Genomic DNA, 17,073 nt, shown 5'->3' with positions numbered 1-17,073 from the left:
CACACTTGATATAAAATAGCCAGAACAGGATTACATTATGTTGGAGATAAAAAATTTGCGTGCTCGTATTGTTGGGACCGATACAGAAGTTATTCGTGGTTTAAATTTGACCGTTCAAGATGGTGAAGTTGCGGCTATTATGGGACAAAATGGAGCTGGAAAATCAACTTTATCTTATTTACTTGCTGGTCGTGATGATTATGAAGTGATAGAAGGTGATATTCTTTATAATGGACAATCACTTTTAGAAATGGATCCAGCAGAACGTGCTACCTATGGTGTTTTTCTTGCGTTTCAATATCCAATGGAAATTCCTGGAGTAGCAACGATGGAATTTTTAAAAGTTGCAATGAATTCTCAACGTAAAGCGCGTGGTAATGAAGAACTTAAAATTCCTGAGTTTATAAAATATGTTAAGGAGATTTCTTCAAAACTTGAAATAGATATGGACATGTTAAAACGTCCATTAAATGTAGGTTTTTCAGGTGGAGAAAAAAAACGTGCTGAAATTTTACAAATGGCGCTTCTTGAACCTAAGCTTTGCATTTTAGATGAAACAGATTCCGGTTTAGATATTGATGCGTTAAAAATTGTTGCAGATGGTGTTAATAAACTTCGGGATTCAAAGCGTTCATTTTTAGTTATTACCCATTACCAACGCCTACTTAATTATATTATTCCTGATACGGTACATGTTCTTTATAAAGGACGAATTATTAAAAGTGGAGACAAATCATTAGCGCTTTATTTAGAACAAAATGGATATGCTGATCTCATTAGTGAAGCGGCTTAAGGTCATCAAATATGAAAGCACAGCAAAAGTTGTTACCAGTTGAAAAAGATATACTCAATAATTTCAACCAATGTATAAGCAATTTACCTGGCGATAGAGCTATACAGGCAGTTCGCAAAAAAGCTATTGAACTGTTTCAAAAAAAACAACTTCCTTCACGTAAAATTGAAAGTTGGCATTATACGAATTTGCGCACGTTATTGAAATCTGTTAGTCATTTTTCAGAAACAAACAATGAGGAATTCGTTGAATCATTACTTTCACAAAGTGCTATTTTTTCCATTTTTAATGGAAAAACAGTTACACAATCGAAGATAACAAATATTACAGTAAAACGTCTTGCAGATGCATTAAAAGAAAATTCTATAAAAATAGATCACATTATTTCTGATGAAGATTTTATTGGACAATTAAATACAGCTTTTGTTACCGATGGTTGGCTTTTTCATATTCCTGAAAATACAAAATTAAATGTTCCTATTGAATTACAGTATATTCAAATGGGAGGACAATCTCATGTTTTTTCAGAGATAAAGATTGAGAAAAACTGTCAAGCTGTATTTGTTGAACATCAGATTGGGAATGATAAAGAGGCCTTCGCCAGTTCGATATCTTCCTTAGATGTGTCCGCATATAGTGATGTTACATGGATTATTATTTGCGATCGCAGTTTTAATTCTACGCAGTTTAGCCGATTTCGCACCCTTCTTGGTCAAGGAGCAAAACTCTCGCTTTATATAATTAATATAGGCAGTCAACTTAATCGTCAGGAAATTGATATTGAGTTACAAGAAGAAGAATCTAACTTTCAATTGCGAGTTATAAATTTGTTATCAGGACAAACGCATAGCGACCTCACGATGACTGTTCGTCACATTGAAGAAAAATCAACCTCAACCGAAATTATACGCAATGTTGTCACGGATAAGGCAGTCGGTGTTTTTCAAGGAACAATACGTGTTGCTCAAAAAGCTCAAAAAACAGATGCACGCATGGCTTGTAATAGCCTCATACTTTCAGATACTGCCGAATTTAATGCAAAGCCTGAACTAGAAATTTTTGCTGATGATGTTGCATGTGGTCACGGTGCGACAGTTGCCAATATTAACCATAATCATCTTTTTTATCTCATGGCGCGCGGTATTCCTTTTAAAACTGCTCGCGGACTTTTAATTAAAGGATTTGTCTTTGAACTTATTGAAGACATCAAACAAGATGATATTCAAGCTATTTTGAAAAATATTATTAGCAGATGGTTAGAAAAAAATGTTTAAGGGAAATAAATGGAAAATGACGGACAGACATTAAGTTATGATGTAGAAAAAATTCGGCGTGATTTTCCTCTTTTACAGCAGAGTGTTTATGGAAAACGATTAGTCTATCTCGATAATGGCGCCTCTGCTCAAAAACCACAATCAGTGCTTAATGCTATGAATAATTTCTATCAATGCAACTATGCTAATGTGCATAGGGGAATATATTTTTTAGCAAATGCGGCAACACAATCTTATGAAAATGCTCGTGAAACGGTTCGTGCATTTTTAAATGCTCAAACTGTTGAAGAAATTATTTTTATGAAAAATGCAACAGAGGCCATTAATGCTGTTGCTTATGGTTGGGGTATGTCCAAATTAAAGGAAGGTGATGAAGTCGTTCTCACTATTATGGAACATCATTCAAATATTATTCCTTGGCATTTCCTTCGTGAACAAAAGGGTATTAAGCTCACTTTTGTTCCGATTGATGAAAATGGTATTTTACATATTGAGGATTTGCAAAAAGTTTTAAGTGAACGAACAAAACTGATTGCTATTACGCACATGTCCAATATATTAGGAACTATTCCTCCTGTTAAAGAGATTGTTCAGCTAGCACATCAAAATGCCATTCCAGTTCTTGTTGATGGTTCTCAAGGTGCTGTACATTTAACAGTTGACGTGCAAAATCTTGATTGTGATTGGTATGTTTTTACGGGTCATAAGCTTTATGGTCCTACAGGTGTTGGTGTTCTTTATGGTAAAAAACATCGGCTAGAGGAAATGCGTCCTTTTCAAGGAGGAGGGGAGATGGTCGAGGATGTAACACCTGATAAGGTTTCTTATAATGCTCTCCCCTATCGCTTTGAAGCGGGAACGCCTCCCATAGTTCAAGCTATTGGATTGGCTGCAGCCATTGATTATATGCAAAAAAAGGGTAGAAATGCTATTCATGTCCATGAAACAGCACTGTTAGCTTATGCACATGAAAGGCTTGAAACGGTTAAGTCATTGCGTATTTACGGACGTTCTCCTCATAAAGGAGCTATTGTATCTTTTGAGATGGAAGGTATCCACGCACATGATATTGCTATGTTTATTGATAGAAAAGGAGTTGCTATACGTGCGGGAACACATTGTGCACAGCCTTTATTACAACGCTTTGGTTTAACATCTATTTGTCGTGCATCATTTGCTATGTATAATACCCACGAAGATATTGACCAATTAGTAGAAGCATTAGAAAAAGCAAGGACGTTTTTTAATGGCTAAAACAATTGAAGAGCATCATTCTACAGGACCTGTTGAATCTGTAAGTGAAAATGGAAAATCTTATATATCAGCCATTCCAGCAGATGAAATTGATCGTATGACGAATGATATTATTTCTGCTCTCAAAACAGTTTATGATCCAGAGATTCCTGCTGATATTTATGAGCTAGGATTAATTTATCGTATTGATATTGAAGATGATCGTTCAGTAAAAATTGAAATGACACTCACGGCACCGGGATGTCCCGTCGCCGGTGAAATGCCTAGTTGGGTAGAAAATGCTGTAAGCGCAGTTGAAGGTGTTTCGCATGTTGAAGTCTCCATGACTTTTGATCCCCCATGGACGCCTGATTGTATGTCAGAAGAAGCACAAATTGCTGTCGGATGGTACTAAGATATTGTTAAACAACTCTAATTTAGCCATTCATGAATAAGGTGTTTACTTTTCGCAAGCGTTTAAATTTAAGGACGATCATATGAGTTATAATAAACAAAAATTGGAACTCACTTGGATTGGAAAAGAGAAACGCCCAAAACTAGAACCTCGTATTTTATTAGAAGATCTTGAAAAATCTTACCACGCTCCACATCAAGTATCTTCTCAAGATATTTTTGATAATAAACTTATCTTTGGTGATAATTTACTTGCGCTCAAAGCGCTTGAACAAGCATATACAGGTAAGGTGAAATGTATCTATATTGACCCACCTTATAATACGGGCAATGCATTCGAACATTATGAAGACGGTTTAGAACATTCCATATGGCTAAGCCTTATGAGAGATAGATTAGAATTGTTACATCGTTTGCTTGCAGATGATGGAAGTATTTGGATATCCATTGACGACGATGAACAAGCTTATCTTAAAGTTATGATGGACGAAATTTTTGGTCGAAAAAATTTTGTAAATAATGTCATTTGGCAAAAGAAATATGCTCCACAAAATGATACAAAATGGCTTTCAGATAACCATGATTTTGTAATGGTTTATGCCAAAGATAAAACTATTTGGCGTCCTAATTTGCTTCCTCGTTCAGCTGATATGGATGCACGCTATAAAAATCCTGATAATGATCCTCGTGGATTATGGCAATCAGATAATTTATCTGCGAAAAGAGTAACACCTAAAGATATTTATGAAATCATTACGCCTTCTGGGCGTAAGGTGATGCCTCCAGCTGGAGCGAGTTGGCGCGTTAGTAAACAAAAATTTGTTAAGCTACTAGAAGATAATCGTATATGGTTTGGGTCAGATAATGGCGGAGTACCACGTATTAAACGTTTTTTATCAGAGGTGAAAAATGGTATGGTTTCAATGACTATTTGGCTCTATACAGAAGTTGGACACAATCAAGATGCTAAAAAAGAAGTCAAGGTCTTTAATTCTGATAATGTATTTGCAACCCCAAAACCTGAACGTCTTATCGAACGCATTATTCAACTTGCCTCCAATCCTGGTGATCTTGTACTGGACTCCTTTGCCGGTTCTGGTACCACTGGAGCGGTTGCTCACAAAATGGGCCGTCAGTGGATTATGATTGAACTTGGGGAACATTGTCATACGCATATTATTCCTCGTTTAAAACAAGTGATTGATGGCACTGATCAAGGTGGCATTTCTAAAAATGTAAATTGGCAAGGTGGTGGAGGATTCCGCTATTATCGTCTTGCACCTTCTTTGTTGCAAAAAGATCCATGGGGACAGTGGATTATTAGTCGTGAATATAATGCTGCTATGCTTTCAGAAGCTATGTGCAAACATATGGGATTTATCTATGCCCCCGATGAAAACCATTATTGGATGCAAGGATACTCAACCGAAACGGATTATATTTATGTTACAACCAATGCAATGACACATGAACAACTACGCGTTATCAGTGAAGAAGTTGGTCCTCATCGTACTTTACTTATTTGTTGTGCAGCTTTTGATACGAAACCAGAATCTTTTGAGAATCTCACGCTTACAAAAATACCCCGTGCCGTATTAGAAAAGTGTGAATGGGGGAGGGATGATTACAGTCTAAATGTAGCAAATCTTGAACCAATGGTGGTAGTGAAAAAAACTCAAAAAGATAAAGATATTGCACAAGTAGAATTAGATCTATTCGGATAAATAGAAAAAGCGGAGTTTTTCATGAACACTATTGAAAAAAGGATTTCTGCTCGCTTGTCATTGCGTTATCCTCAACAGGAAGCTTTAAATATTTTAGTGAAAATCCTAGACAATATTGAACTTTCTAAAAACACTGATTTAGTTGCAAATTTAGAAGGGATAAAAAAACTCTATCCTTCTATACAAGATTTTGAACGCGATTTTCCTTCTTTTTGTTTTGCTTTGGCGACCGGAGTTGGGAAAACACGTTTGATGGGCGCTTTCATTAGCTATCTTTATTTAACAGGCCACAGTCGCCACTTTTTTATATTGGCGCCTAATTTGACTATTTATGAAAAGTTAAAACAGGATTTCAGTCCTCAAAGTCCCAAATATGTATTCACTGGAATGAATGAGTTTATTGCAAATAGACCGGTCATTATTACCGGGGATGATTATGAAAGTGGTAAAGGAATTCACTCTACTGAACCAAAATTTTATGGACAAAAGCGTTTGTTTGAGGATGGGGATACAATTTTCATCAATATTTTTAATATTTCCAAAATTAACACAACCGATCATAAAAAAGGAACTGCAAAATCAAATATTCCACGGATTAAACGCTTACAAGAAACTATTGGAGAAAGTTATTTTGATTATCTTGCAAATCTTCCTGATCTAGTGCTTCTAATGGATGAAGCGCATCGTTATCGAGCTTCTGCGGGTGTTTCGGCGATTAATGAGTTAAGACCTATTTTAGGTTTAGAACTTACAGCAACACCGAAAACAATAGGGGCAAAACCCGTGGATTTTAAAAACGTTGTTTATGGCTATTCACTTGCAGAGGCTATGAGAGATGGGTTTGTAAAAGAGCCAGCTGTTGCTACACGTAAAGACTTTCAACCCCAAAACTATACGCTTGAACAATTAGAGTATATTAAACTACAAGATGCAATTCATGCACACGAAAAAGTAAAAGCAGATTTAGTTATCTATGCTAACGATTACAAAAAGAAATTCGTTAAGCCTTTTGTTTTGGTTGTCGCTCAAGATACAGAGCATGCGCAGAAATTACGTGATTTATTAGAAGCAGATGATTTTTTTGCGGGGGCTTATAAGGGAAAGGTTATAGAAATTCATTCAAAACAATCGAATACAGAAGAAGATAAAAATATTCAAAAGTTGATTGCAATTGAAGACCCTCGTGAGCCAACGGAAATTGTTATTCATGTTAATAAATTGAAAGAGGGATGGGATGTCACCAATCTCTATACCATTGTGCCGTTGCGCGCATCTACTTCAGAGATTTTAACTGAACAAACAATAGGTCGTGGATTACGTTTGCCTTATGGGAGTAAAACCGGCATAGAATCTATTGATCGTTTAACAATCATTGCACATGATCGTTTCCAAGATATTATTGATCGTGCTAATGAGCCAAACTCAATTATTAAAAAGCATATTGAGATTGGAATAGGCGGAGATATATCAACTGAAAAAACAGATATACTTACAGTACCAAGTTGTGCAGAAATAGAATTAACCAAGAAAACGATGACACGTCGCTCCAATATAAATGGAGCAGTTGATTTACAAGATGTCGTGTTGCATAATACGAATCCATCTATCACTCCCGAAGAGAAAAAAATTGCTGATATCACGTGGAATATTATCAAAAGATATGAAAATTTACCGAGTTCTCAGGCACTTTGCTCCACTGTAATCCAAGAAAAAATTAGTAATGAAGTTATAGCAACCATGCACGCATCAAAGGATGCTCTTATTTCTGATAGCAGAAAGGCAGAAGTTGAAGCTTTGGTGCCAAAAGTGGTTGCAGACCTAACAGAAAATTCAGCAAAGCTTATAATAGATATTCCTAATATTGTGCTTATTCCCACGAGTGAGGTTACTTATGGTTTTTCTGACTTTGACTTGAAGAACTTAGAAAGTTTAAATTTACAACCTGTGAGTAAAGAACTTTTAATTCGAGAATTACGCACACATAAAAGCATTTTCCTTACCTCTGAACATGAGTATCTCAAAGAACCTCATCTTGAGAATTATATCATTCGTGGTTTAATTGATAATGACTTTATCGATTATGACAACCATACACCACTATTACGAAAATTAGCGGGTCAGTTGGTGCAACATTTTCGATCTTATTTATCAAATGATGCTGCTATTGAGAATGTATTGATTCACTATCAGCATCAACTTAACAGTTTTATAGTTGCTCAATTAAAGTCACACCAGTGGAAAACACAACTGGATTATGAGATTAAAATCACGCGGGGGTTTACAACCTTAACACCTATTCACTACGTTCTACCAAAGGGTACATTACCCCTTAATTTTCGTTGTATTCCTTCCAATAAAAGCGACATTAGAACATTTGTATTCGAAGGATTTGAAAAATGCTGTTATCCTGTACAAAAATTTGATTCAGTGGAGGGAGAATTGCGGTTTGCCCAAATATTAGAGGATGATGTAAAAGTGTTAAAATGGATGAAGCCCGCACGAGGTTTTTTCAAGATAGAATATGATAAAGGATTGACATATGAACCGGATTTTGTTGTAGAAACGAAAGACGCAAAATATCTTTGCGAACCTAAAAAAGCATCTGAAATGCAAAATCCTATTGTTTTGAAAAAGAGAAATGCAGCGGTTCAGTGGTGTTATCATGCAACGAATTATGCTGTTACGCATGATGGAAAACCATGGCATTATGTTCTTATTCCACATGATACTATTAAGGCCAATCGTAGTTTTGAAGGTTTGTGCGCAGAGTTCACAATTTCAAGAGCTGAACCTAACGCAGAATAGCTCTTTTTCCAAACAATAATAACCTTAATGCGAAAAAAGAAGTTTATTTAAAATAAAAAAATATCCGGATTTCATTTAGCAAATTGAGTGATGTAAAAGAAATAAGCTCTTCTCAAAAAAGATAAAACTGTTTATTGCTCTTTTTCTTGTAAAACCTGACTATAGTGATCTACCTATAATAGACTATAAAAATGGATGATTTGATGTATGATGCTTCTAGATTTAACGAAAACTACTTTTAGCTTTTTAAAGCAAAATCCGACAAAAAAATTTACAGCTAGAGAAATCGCTCAATGGATATTCGAAAATTACCCAAAGGAATGTCATAAAAAACAAAAGCGTTCAACAGCAACAGTTACCCCCCTTAACAGTGAGGCTGCTCTTATTCAGCAAATTGTTGCTGAAATAGGATCTAGGCGCCCTCAATTGCAAAAACGTTATCCAGAAATTAAAACCACTGAGGGTCGACCACGACAATATTATTTTACACAATTAACAGATAAAGATGAAATTGACGAAGTAGAAAAAAGTGTATTGCATACAGCTTCTGAGACAGGTAGTTTTTCTATTAGAGAGCATGAACTGTATCCATTATTATCTCAATTTTTATGGTCAGAGCTTGAAGTGTATAGCAAGCGTATTGACGAGAAACGTTCTCGTAACAAACAAGGGCTTGGTGGAAATAAATGGCTTTATCCAGATCTTGTGGGGTTGCAAGATTTAAGTAACAAATGGCATCGTGAAATCAAAGATTGTGTTTTGCAATATTTTGATAAAAAAACAAAGCTCTGGTCTTTTGAAGTAAAAATTCTTATCAACCGCTCAAATTTACGGCAAGTCTTTTTTCAAACAGTTAGCAACTCCTCATGGGCTAATTTTAGTTATTTAGTAGCCAGTGAAATTGAGGGTATTGATACTTTAAAAGAGCTTCGGATACTTTCAAGTTTACATGGAATTGGATTTATAAGACTTAATAAGGAGAATACATCCGAGAGTCAGATTATGATTCCTGCTAAAGAACGCAGTGAAATTGACTGGAATACTGCTAATAGATTGGTAGAAGAAAACAAGGATTTCCTTGATTATATTAAACTCATTCGTCAATTTTACCAGACTGGTGAAATTCGCCCATCTGATTGGAATCAGATAAATCCATGAGCATAGTGATAAAGATTACTATCACTCTAAAATTTTTTAGTTTATTTCTTTTATTGTTTTTAGCTATTTGTTATCAAGATAAAGTCATCAACTATATCTTGAAAAAATCCTTGTTTACATTCCCTTGAATTAAGAAATATTATTTTTGCGAGTATTTCTATCATAGAAACAATTAATGACATTCGTAATCAATAGAAAAACTAACATTATTTATTGCTATGATAAAGTAAGCGAATATAAAAATATTCATCCTAAAAAATATAGTGTTGATGAACTATGGAAATGTACATTTTTTCCATAGTTTATCGCGATTTTAAGCTTATTCTTCGATAATACCACATGCCAAACGCGCTCCACCTCCGCCAAGCGGTAATGGCTTGTCAGAGTGGTTGTCTCCTCCTAAATGAATGATTAATGAGTGCCCTTTTAGCTCAGAAAGCTTTTTAATTCTTGGGGCAATAACACTCATTGTTGATTGCCCTTTATCATCAACATACAGCGCAGGTAAATCACCTAAGTGACCATTAACATTATAAGGTCCAAGATGTTTATTGGTATGCTGTGGGTCATAATGTCCACCTGCAGCACCACCAATTATACCCTCTTTCATATCACATGAAGGATTTACATGGACATGAAAACCGTGCAAACCTTCCGGTAAGTTGAACAAATTGGGCACGAAAATTAAACCATATGTATTTTCTTCAATTTTAATTGTACCAATAGATTTTTTTGTATTGTTATTTTCTATCTCATAAATCTTTACCTGCATAGATTTTGCTAAGGTTGTAGAATAATTAAATAAAAACATTAGTAAGGTCAAAAGGAGAAAGAAAGATCTATTCATATAACACCTCTTTATAGTTATTTGAAATAAATTTTATTAAAAAAAATAGAATAAAAATCATAATGATAAAAAATATTTTTTATAATTCTATGTAATTCCGTACTTTATATACTTGATAAATCATATTTTTTGAAATAACTTGCTTTACACATTTTTAAGCATATCCTAAAATAATATCACCTCTTAAATTATTGCTTTTACAGGCAGTTTAGTTATATTTTTTTAGGAGATAACTCCTAAAGCAGATTTCATAATTTTATAAAAAATTTATGTTTCTAAGAAAGATTAATTTACAAAAGTGCTTATTTATCATTAAATTTAAGCTATTGTAATGTATATATATCCAACAAAAGCACAAAATGCACCGATAAAAACACCCATTATTGATCCTATCATTGCACCAATTATCGTTCCGGTAAAAAATGCCATACTGATACCCATTGCAATAATTGGACCAAATCCTGGCAGTGAAATATAACCATAAGTTGCAAGAATCGCCGCAATTGCTCCTGATACACTACCATTTAAACTTCCAATAAAAGCAGGTTCTTTAATAGAATGATAGATTTTTTCGAAAAAAGTTTTCTCACAACTATTAGAATCGCTTTTGCTCAAATTAATCATATTTTTTTCTTTCGCTTTGAATACCAACTGTTCCAGAGTAATCAACTGATACAAGAAAATGGTGTTTTTTAAATTCTACTAAAGCGCGCCAAATGCCTTTATCGTCTAAACGCAATCGTTTAATATCCATAAAACCATTTTGCATAAGACAGTTTTTAATTTGCGAAGCTGTAAATGAATTTTGCCCTTGTTTAGTGATATCTTTCGTGGAAGTATACGTGGAAGTTTGACAATAGGGAGCATAAAAAAGCTTACTTATTGAAGCTGTAACTATAGATGAAAGACAGATAATCGTCATAAAAAGAATACCTGATCTTAAAATTTTACTTAATCTCATCTCTTCATCACCTGTTAAAACAACACTTCATTAACATCTGTATTACTAACAGGTTCCTCAAAATATTTTATTTTTACTATTATACTTAACGAAGAAATTTTTTTAAATTTATGTTAATTAACCAAAATCGTTTGAATCTTCTTATAAGAAAAATGGACGTAAGTTTCTGTTTGTAATAATTTTTTATACTTCTGAAACAACTAATATAAATAGAAAAGATATATGATGATAGATTTTATGCATTTATATTGTTATATGGATTATCATGTAATATTTTTTTGATTACAACTTATTAAAAAATCTTACTACTGTGATGATCTAGAAATAATATGGTATTTAATTTTAAATGTTTGATAAAAATCTGAAAACCAAAAATACTTCTTTTACCAGCATAAATATTCAGCGATCCTGTTTGTTCTCTTAATTACTATATATTTTGATTTCACTAAAAAAATCAAATGGGCGTGTTTGGTAGATTTTTTAGGAATGTTTGCATAATTTTTTTGAATCCGTAACTAGGATACATTCCTTCTCGCATAAATAAATTCCGTAACGGTGAGCAATTACGTAACAATCCAAGTCCAACACTTCGCACAATATGAACAGGCAACATATCGGAAAGTAAAGCAGAGTTAAGCGTATGAACAGCTCCACTTCTGATAAGTATATCAGGTGTTCGACATTTGTTATAACGCACAATAATCATTTCAGCGTTAGAATCGGATATTTGGTTGGGTAAAATATCAATCAAAGTTTGGACATCACGAAATCCTAAATTTAATCCCTGTGCTCCAATAGGAGGAAAAACATGGGCTGCTTCGCCTACTAATATTGTTCGGTTGGCAGCAAAACGATGAGCAATAAGTCCTGAAAGTGGCCATGCTTGAATTGGTGTTTCTAATGTCAGTGTTCCAAGCATAGACTGCATTTGATCTTCCATTATTTTTTCAATTGTTTTTGACCCTATTGTTAACAATTTCTCAGCACGAGAAGGACTAACAACCCATACAAGACTGGATTTTTTTCCTAGTAATGGAACCTGTGTAAATGGACCATTTTCTGTATGAAATTCAGTTGATGTATTTTGATGAGAAAACTCATGAGAAAAATTGAGAACAAGTGCTTTTTGCGGATAATTCCACTGCTTAACACCTATACCTGCTGCCGTTCGTGTTGGAGAGTGACATCCATCAGCAGCAATAACAAGAGAGGTTTGAATATCTCTACCATCTTCAAGAGTAATAGAGACATGTTTTTTTTGATAATGAAAAAATTTTGCTAAAGAAATAAATCTTATGATATTAGGTGTATGTGCAATTTTAGAGACTAAAGCATTGTTTAACTCTATATTAGGGATATTATAACCGAAAGCCTCTTCACCAATTTCAGCAGAAGAAAAATTTACAGTAGGGGCACGAACGCTTCTAGAGGTTATGTCTATAATTCTCATGAATGATAAAGGGGCGGCATGTTGTTTAAGAATACACCAAATGTTGAGTTTTTGAAGCATACGTATTGCCGGCATCATAAGAGCAGTTGTCCGTAACTCATTTGCACGAGTAGGTGGACCAATAAGACAAACAGAGCAGCCCTTATGTGCAAGACTAAGCGCTGCTAGCATACCCACTGGTCCCGCACCAATGACAGCAATATCTTTATGCTTGTTTTTCAATGTCACAGCGGATTGAGCCTTTTTCCATTTACCAAATATTTTAATGTTTCTAAAAAAATAATCTCTTTTTATTGTATGAAGATCTTCTATTATATTATGTAATAATAATGCGATATAAAAAAGTAACCTTTTTATGATTTTTGTACGGTAAGTCATATCATAAGTAAAAATGGCGTATTGGTATATTGATGAAAATTTTTGAAGCAAGGATAAGAAAACTTTGAAACGTAAGTTAACAAAAAAGATTAAAAAGAATGCCGATCTATTGCGCCATAAAAAAGTAACGATGCCACAAGCAAAGGCTTTTTCTGTCCATTTATTAACAGCTTCAGGTTCATTTTTAGCATTTCTTTCTCTAATATCGGCATCTCAAAAAGAATGGACTGCTATGTTTTGTTGGCTTGGATTTGCACTTCTTGTTGATGGTATTGATGGGCCAATTGCGCGCAAACTTGATGTCAAATACATTCTACCAACTTGGTCCGGAGAACTTTTAGATAACATTATTGATTACGTAACTTATGTTTTAATTCCAGCTTTTGCACTTTATCAAAGTGGTTTAATGGAGTCAGAACTATCGTTTTTATTGAGTGCTATCATTGTCATTTCATCCGCTATTTATTATGCAGACACTGGAATGAAAACCAAAGAAAACTTTTTTAAAGGTTTTCCTGTGGTTTGGAATATGATGGTTTTCGTGCTTTTTGTAGTAAAACCAGGGGAGTGGGTTACTTTTATCATTATTGTTTTGTCAGCAATTATATCTTTTTTACCAATTTATTTTATTCATCCAGTAAGAGTTATTCGTTTGCGGTGGCTTAATTTTCCAATTTTTCTTTTATGGTGCTCTTTTGGCCTAGCCGCATTTTTTTACAAACTAGATGCTCCATATTGGGTTAAACTAGGAATTTCAGTAACAGGCATTTATATATATTGTATTGGTGCTATCATGCAGCTATTTCCTAAATTGGGTGAAAAAAAACAAAAATAGATACTTTGGGAAAGGTATGAGATGCAGATTGATTTTGGGGCGGGTAATGATATTCTTTTTAAAAAAGAGGGACATGCTGGCATTATAAAGCTCACGCGTCCTTTAGCGTTAAATGCTCTTAATCATCGAATGGTTTACGCCTTAAAAAAAGCTCTCAACACTTGGGCAACAGATGATGGTATTTCTTGCATCTTAGTTGAAGGAGAGGGACGTGCTTTTTGCGCTGGTGGAGATGTTGTAGAAATCTATCATACGGATTCTTCTTACCAATATTTTAGCGACGAGTATCGTTTAAATGCTTATATTAAGCGTTTTCCAAAACCCTACATTTCTTTTTTAAACGGTATTTGGATGGGAGGAGGGGTAGGTATTTCCATATACGGTTCACACCGAATTGTTACAGAAAATGCGCTCTTTGCTATGCCAGAATGTGCTATTGGATTTTTTCCAGATGTTGGTGCAAGTTTTTTCTTACCATCTCTTCCTGATCATTTTGGTATTTACCTTGCATTGACTGGCGCGCGCATAAAATGGGGTGATTGCTTAAATTTAGGGTTAGCAACACATGCTGTTCCTGAAATTGATTTAGAGTACATTAAAAAAACTATTATTGAACAAGGAGATCTTAAATTAGCTTTAGAAGAACGAGCAATAACGAAAGACTATGAAACAAGTCATGAAATACGCTGTATTATCAACGCTTGTTTTGGTGCCGATACGTTGGAAGAATGTCTCGAATTGCTTGATAGAAAAAGCAAAGAAGGCATTTTATTTGCCAAAAAATGTTATGATATTTTGCGATCACGCTCTCCAATAAGTTTAAAAGTGACTTGGAAACAAATGAAACGAAATCTATCTCAAACTTTAGAAGATTGTATAAAAATTGAAAATCGCATCGCACATCATATGATAAGTTCGCATGATTTCCGTGAAGGTGTGCGTGCAATGTTAATTGATAAAGACAAAATACCTAAATGGCAGCCAAACAAACTTTCGTCAGTAACAGATGAAATGATAGATGCTTATTTTCAACCTGTTGAAAAAGAATTATTATTTTGAAAAAAGATTCTCAAAAACAGATCGCAAAAATCAATTTAATTTATAAGTGTTATTTGCGTTTTTTAGCGCTCATTTGCTTAGCTTTAAGCGTTTTTTATTGGGTGCGTCTCGTTGGTGTTCTGCCAGGTATTCTATGGCGTTTTGATCTCATGCCATGGCAGTGGCAATTTGCATCAGCCATATTAGCTATTGTTTATCCTATCGCCTTAATCGGACTTTGGATGTATTCACTATGGGGTGTTGTTTTATGGTGCATTGCTGCATTTACTGAAACAGTAATGATATATTATTCTGCTTCTGTTTCTATCGTACTGTTACTTTATGGGATGTTATTTCTAGCCTTTGTGATAATACAGATTATCAAAATTAATGTTTTAAAAAAGAAATCGTGATCATGATTAAGTGGCAATTTAAGTTTTCGGGCCAGAATGAACTGACCCGATTTTTAATCTTAATTAAGTCTTCTTAAACAAATTAAACAAAAGGTACCCACCACAAATCGAAAACACTATTGTATTTTGTTGAAAATATCCATAATAATGTTGAAACTGTTCCCCAAATTGCCATTGCTGCCATGTAATTTATATCCTTTCATTTTTAAAAGTTCCATAATATATATTATGCGATAATGTTATGATGTAGAAAAAATAAAGAGCCTAATCTATACGAAAACAGAGCAACCCTTACTTTAGACACGTATTGTTCATATTTATGTCGCATAATTCATCTTTTAAACAAAATTATGGCAAAATTTTGACAAAAATATTTTAGACAGTAAATAACATATTAAAAACTTGGCTTTAAGTAATATGACTTAAAGCCAAAAAAAATACATATGGTATAATAATGCGAAATTATTGTGGTAGTTTACAACGTTTCATATACGCAAGGTCACTTAAAACAGCATTACGGTTATTTAGAGCAGCAATTTCGTTACTCTCACTTGATTTTACATCTAGAAAAAACAAAGCAGGAACAAAGACAACACTTGCTGCTGTTAAAGCTACGTTTTTATTTCTTGCCTTAGATCGCTCTGCAGCTGTGTCATTAATCTGACGTCTATTAGCAAAAAACTCTCGTTGAATATCACCACAGCTCATTGCGCCATCGTGTAATGTTGTAACTGAAATGTTTTTTTCTACACGTCCCCCACATGCTGATAAGAAAATCGCTAAAATCACAATACATGTTACCCGCTTAAAATAGCTATACATAGAAACCTCATTCTAATATAAAAAGTAGACATAAATAAGTTGAAAATAAAACAAAATAAAGGCTATAATTTAAAAGAATTTTTTAGTTAACAGGAAATATTTGGTTGCTAGATCGGTACATCTATTTCAAAAACAAGCCCTTGATATGCAGGTGTAACATATGATGGGACATAGTTTACAACTTTACTGTAATCAAGAGATCTATCCATATGAGTGAGTATAGCTTGTTTTGGTTTTAAATATTTTATCCATTGTATTGCTTGATCAACGGAAAGATGACTTGGATGAGCTTCAAATTGCAGCGCCTCAATAATTAAAACATCCAAATTCATTAATTTTGGTAATGTTTTTTCAGGAAATTTACTCACATCTGTACAGTAAGCAACATTACCAATACGAAAACCTAAAGATTGAATTTTCCCATGACATTGCAAATGTGTATTAACGATTATTGCTCCTCCCCGCCCCTGAATTATGAACTGGCTCTCTTCGTTGATAAGATGCTCTTTTAAAATGGGTGAATAAGATGAACCTTTTAGATTTTGAAAACAATATCCGAAAGCATTTTTCAAATGCCCTAATGTGCAAGTGTCTGCATAAATATCGATTAAGCATTTTTGTGCAAGCGCATAACTGCGCAAGTCATCAATACCGTGAATATGATCTGCGTGAAAATGCGTATAGAGTGCAGCATCAAGATGGTTTACACAAGCCTCAATCATTTGTGATCTAAAATCTGGACCAGTGTCAATAACGATAGTTGTTTTTTTTCCGGATGTATGAACGCGTTCAACTAATAAAGAACTTCTATAGCGTTTATTTTTAGGATTATTGGGATCACAAGCTCCCCAATCACCATTAGGGCGTGGAACTCCTGGAGAGGAACCACAGCCTAATATTGTAAATCGGTATTTATCAAACATACCTT

General features: G+C 34.2%; 16 protein-coding genes. 10 read left to right on the top strand and 6 right to left on the bottom strand.

Annotated elements, in window-relative coordinates:
• The first annotated feature begins 37 nt into the window (after nucleotides 1–37).
• The 7 genes from sufC to AC0QT4_RS04175 all read left to right on the top strand — a co-directional run bounded on the left by sufC (nucleotide 38) and on the right by AC0QT4_RS04175 (nucleotide 9,401).
• Nucleotides 38–793: a Fe-S cluster assembly ATPase SufC gene (sufC, locus tag AC0QT4_RS04205; RefSeq protein ID WP_473200472.1), complete on the top strand. Its 756-nt coding sequence runs from the start codon at nucleotides 38–40 to the stop codon at nucleotides 791–793.
• An 11-nt stretch (nucleotides 794–804) separates the two neighbouring features.
• Nucleotides 805–2,067 carry a Fe-S cluster assembly protein SufD gene (sufD, locus tag AC0QT4_RS04200; RefSeq protein ID WP_473200471.1) on the top strand — a complete coding sequence of 421 codons (1,263 nt, stop codon included), beginning with the start codon at nucleotides 805–807 and terminating at the stop codon, nucleotides 2,065–2,067.
• A 9-nt stretch (nucleotides 2,068–2,076) separates the two neighbouring features.
• Nucleotides 2,077–3,321, top strand: coding sequence for a cysteine desulfurase (locus AC0QT4_RS04195; RefSeq protein ID WP_473200470.1), 1,245 nt, complete (start codon nucleotides 2,077–2,079; stop codon nucleotides 3,319–3,321).
• Nucleotides 3,314–3,715: an SUF system Fe-S cluster assembly protein gene (locus tag AC0QT4_RS04190; RefSeq protein ID WP_473200469.1), complete on the top strand. Its 402-nt coding sequence runs from the start codon at nucleotides 3,314–3,316 to the stop codon at nucleotides 3,713–3,715. Before AC0QT4_RS04195 ends, AC0QT4_RS04190 begins: the two co-directional genes overlap by 8 nt.
• An 82-nt stretch (nucleotides 3,716–3,797) precedes the next feature.
• Complete coding sequence (locus AC0QT4_RS04185) at nucleotides 3,798–5,438, top strand: site-specific DNA-methyltransferase (RefSeq protein ID WP_473200468.1); 1,641 nt, start codon at nucleotides 3,798–3,800, stop codon at nucleotides 5,436–5,438.
• Between the two features lie 21 nt (nucleotides 5,439–5,459).
• The gene (locus tag AC0QT4_RS04180; RefSeq protein WP_473200467.1) at nucleotides 5,460–8,243 is read left to right on the top strand and encodes a DEAD/DEAH box helicase; all 2,784 of its coding nucleotides are present in this window, start codon (nucleotides 5,460–5,462) and stop codon (nucleotides 8,241–8,243) included.
• Nucleotides 8,244–8,450: 207 nt separating this feature from the next.
• A complete protein-coding gene (locus AC0QT4_RS04175; protein ID WP_473200466.1) occupies nucleotides 8,451–9,401 on the top strand; it encodes a COG2958 family protein in 951 nt (316 codons plus the stop codon).
• A 319-nt stretch (nucleotides 9,402–9,720) separates the two neighbouring features.
• Here AC0QT4_RS04175 and sodC read toward each other — a convergent pair whose 3' ends face one another.
• From sodC to AC0QT4_RS04155, 4 genes are all read right to left on the bottom strand, one after another.
• Nucleotides 9,721–10,248 (bottom strand): superoxide dismutase [Cu-Zn] SodC, encoded by a 528-nt coding sequence (gene sodC / locus AC0QT4_RS04170; RefSeq protein ID WP_473200465.1) that lies wholly within the window; start codon nucleotides 10,246–10,248, stop codon nucleotides 9,721–9,723.
• 318 nt (nucleotides 10,249–10,566) lie between these two features.
• Entirely contained in the window at nucleotides 10,567–10,872 is a 306-nt protein-coding gene (locus AC0QT4_RS04165) for a hypothetical protein (RefSeq protein ID WP_473200464.1), read from the bottom strand.
• Nucleotides 10,865–11,209 carry a hypothetical protein gene (locus AC0QT4_RS04160; RefSeq protein ID WP_473200463.1) on the bottom strand — a complete coding sequence of 115 codons (345 nt, stop codon included), beginning with the start codon at nucleotides 11,207–11,209 and terminating at the stop codon, nucleotides 10,865–10,867. Before AC0QT4_RS04160 ends, AC0QT4_RS04165 begins: the two co-directional genes overlap by 8 nt.
• 454 nt (nucleotides 11,210–11,663) lie before the next feature.
• Nucleotides 11,664–12,830 carry a UbiH/UbiF family hydroxylase gene (locus tag AC0QT4_RS04155; RefSeq protein WP_473200557.1) on the bottom strand — a complete coding sequence of 389 codons (1,167 nt, stop codon included), beginning with the start codon at nucleotides 12,828–12,830 and terminating at the stop codon, nucleotides 11,664–11,666.
• A gap of 271 nt (nucleotides 12,831–13,101) precedes the next feature.
• Here AC0QT4_RS04155 and pcsA point away from each other — a divergent pair, with 271 nt between their 5' ends.
• From pcsA to AC0QT4_RS04140, 3 genes are read left to right on the top strand one after another with little or no spacing between them, the layout of a single operon-like run.
• On the top strand, nucleotides 13,102–13,872 hold the full coding sequence (gene pcsA / locus AC0QT4_RS04150; RefSeq protein ID WP_473200462.1) for a phosphatidylcholine synthase: 771 nt from the start codon (nucleotides 13,102–13,104) through the stop codon (nucleotides 13,870–13,872).
• Between the two features lie 21 nt (nucleotides 13,873–13,893).
• Nucleotides 13,894–14,931 (top strand): enoyl-CoA hydratase/isomerase family protein, encoded by a 1,038-nt coding sequence (locus AC0QT4_RS04145; protein WP_473200461.1) that lies wholly within the window; start codon nucleotides 13,894–13,896, stop codon nucleotides 14,929–14,931.
• A complete protein-coding gene (locus AC0QT4_RS04140; protein WP_473200460.1) occupies nucleotides 14,928–15,323 on the top strand; it encodes a DUF6163 family protein in 396 nt (131 codons plus the stop codon). The genes AC0QT4_RS04145 and AC0QT4_RS04140 overlap by 4 nt, the downstream gene beginning before the upstream one ends.
• Before the next feature lie 462 nt (nucleotides 15,324–15,785).
• Here the strand turns inward: AC0QT4_RS04140 and AC0QT4_RS04135 are convergent, their stop codons facing one another.
• Nucleotides 15,786–16,145, bottom strand: a complete 360-nt coding sequence (locus AC0QT4_RS04135; RefSeq protein ID WP_473200459.1) for a hypothetical protein — start codon at nucleotides 16,143–16,145, stop codon at nucleotides 15,786–15,788.
• 107 nt (nucleotides 16,146–16,252) lie between these two features.
• Nucleotides 16,253–17,068 (bottom strand): MBL fold metallo-hydrolase, encoded by an 816-nt coding sequence (locus AC0QT4_RS04130; protein ID WP_473200458.1) that lies wholly within the window; start codon nucleotides 17,066–17,068, stop codon nucleotides 16,253–16,255.
• Between the last annotated feature and the right edge of the window lie 5 nt (nucleotides 17,069–17,073).

The organism is Bartonella sp. EBT8 (genome assembly GCF_055796165.1).
Note: the sequence above shows the minus strand (reverse complement) of the source record. Positions and strands in the feature narration are given on the sequence as shown.

Bases quoted from the DNA above. Each gene is read 5' to 3' on its own strand.
- sufC (WP_473200472.1), top strand. From the start codon at position 38: ATGTTGGAGATAAAAAATTTGCGTGCTCGTATTGTTGGGACCGATACA.
- sufD (WP_473200471.1), top strand. From the start codon at position 805: ATGAAAGCACAGCAAAAGTTGTTACCAGTTGAAAAAGATATACTCAAT.
- AC0QT4_RS04195 (WP_473200470.1), top strand. From the start codon at position 2,077: ATGGAAAATGACGGACAGACATTAAGTTATGATGTAGAAAAAATTCGG.
- AC0QT4_RS04190 (WP_473200469.1), top strand. From the start codon at position 3,314: ATGGCTAAAACAATTGAAGAGCATCATTCTACAGGACCTGTTGAATCT.
- AC0QT4_RS04185 (WP_473200468.1), top strand. From the start codon at position 3,798: ATGAGTTATAATAAACAAAAATTGGAACTCACTTGGATTGGAAAAGAG.
- AC0QT4_RS04180 (WP_473200467.1), top strand. From the start codon at position 5,460: ATGAACACTATTGAAAAAAGGATTTCTGCTCGCTTGTCATTGCGTTAT.
- AC0QT4_RS04175 (WP_473200466.1), top strand. From the start codon at position 8,451: ATGATGCTTCTAGATTTAACGAAAACTACTTTTAGCTTTTTAAAGCAA.
- sodC (WP_473200465.1), bottom strand. From the start codon at position 10,248: ATGAATAGATCTTTCTTTCTCCTTTTGACCTTACTAATGTTTTTATTT.
- AC0QT4_RS04165 (WP_473200464.1), bottom strand. From the start codon at position 10,872: ATGATTAATTTGAGCAAAAGCGATTCTAATAGTTGTGAGAAAACTTTT.
- AC0QT4_RS04160 (WP_473200463.1), bottom strand. From the start codon at position 11,209: ATGAGATTAAGTAAAATTTTAAGATCAGGTATTCTTTTTATGACGATT.
- AC0QT4_RS04155 (WP_473200557.1), bottom strand. From the start codon at position 12,830: ATGCTAGCAGCGCTTAGTCTTGCACATAAGGGCTGCTCTGTTTGTCTT.
- AC0QT4_RS04145 (WP_473200461.1), top strand. From the start codon at position 13,894: ATGCAGATTGATTTTGGGGCGGGTAATGATATTCTTTTTAAAAAAGAG.
- AC0QT4_RS04135 (WP_473200459.1), bottom strand. From the start codon at position 16,145: ATGTATAGCTATTTTAAGCGGGTAACATGTATTGTGATTTTAGCGATT.
- AC0QT4_RS04130 (WP_473200458.1), bottom strand. From the start codon at position 17,068: ATGTTTGATAAATACCGATTTACAATATTAGGCTGTGGTTCCTCTCCA.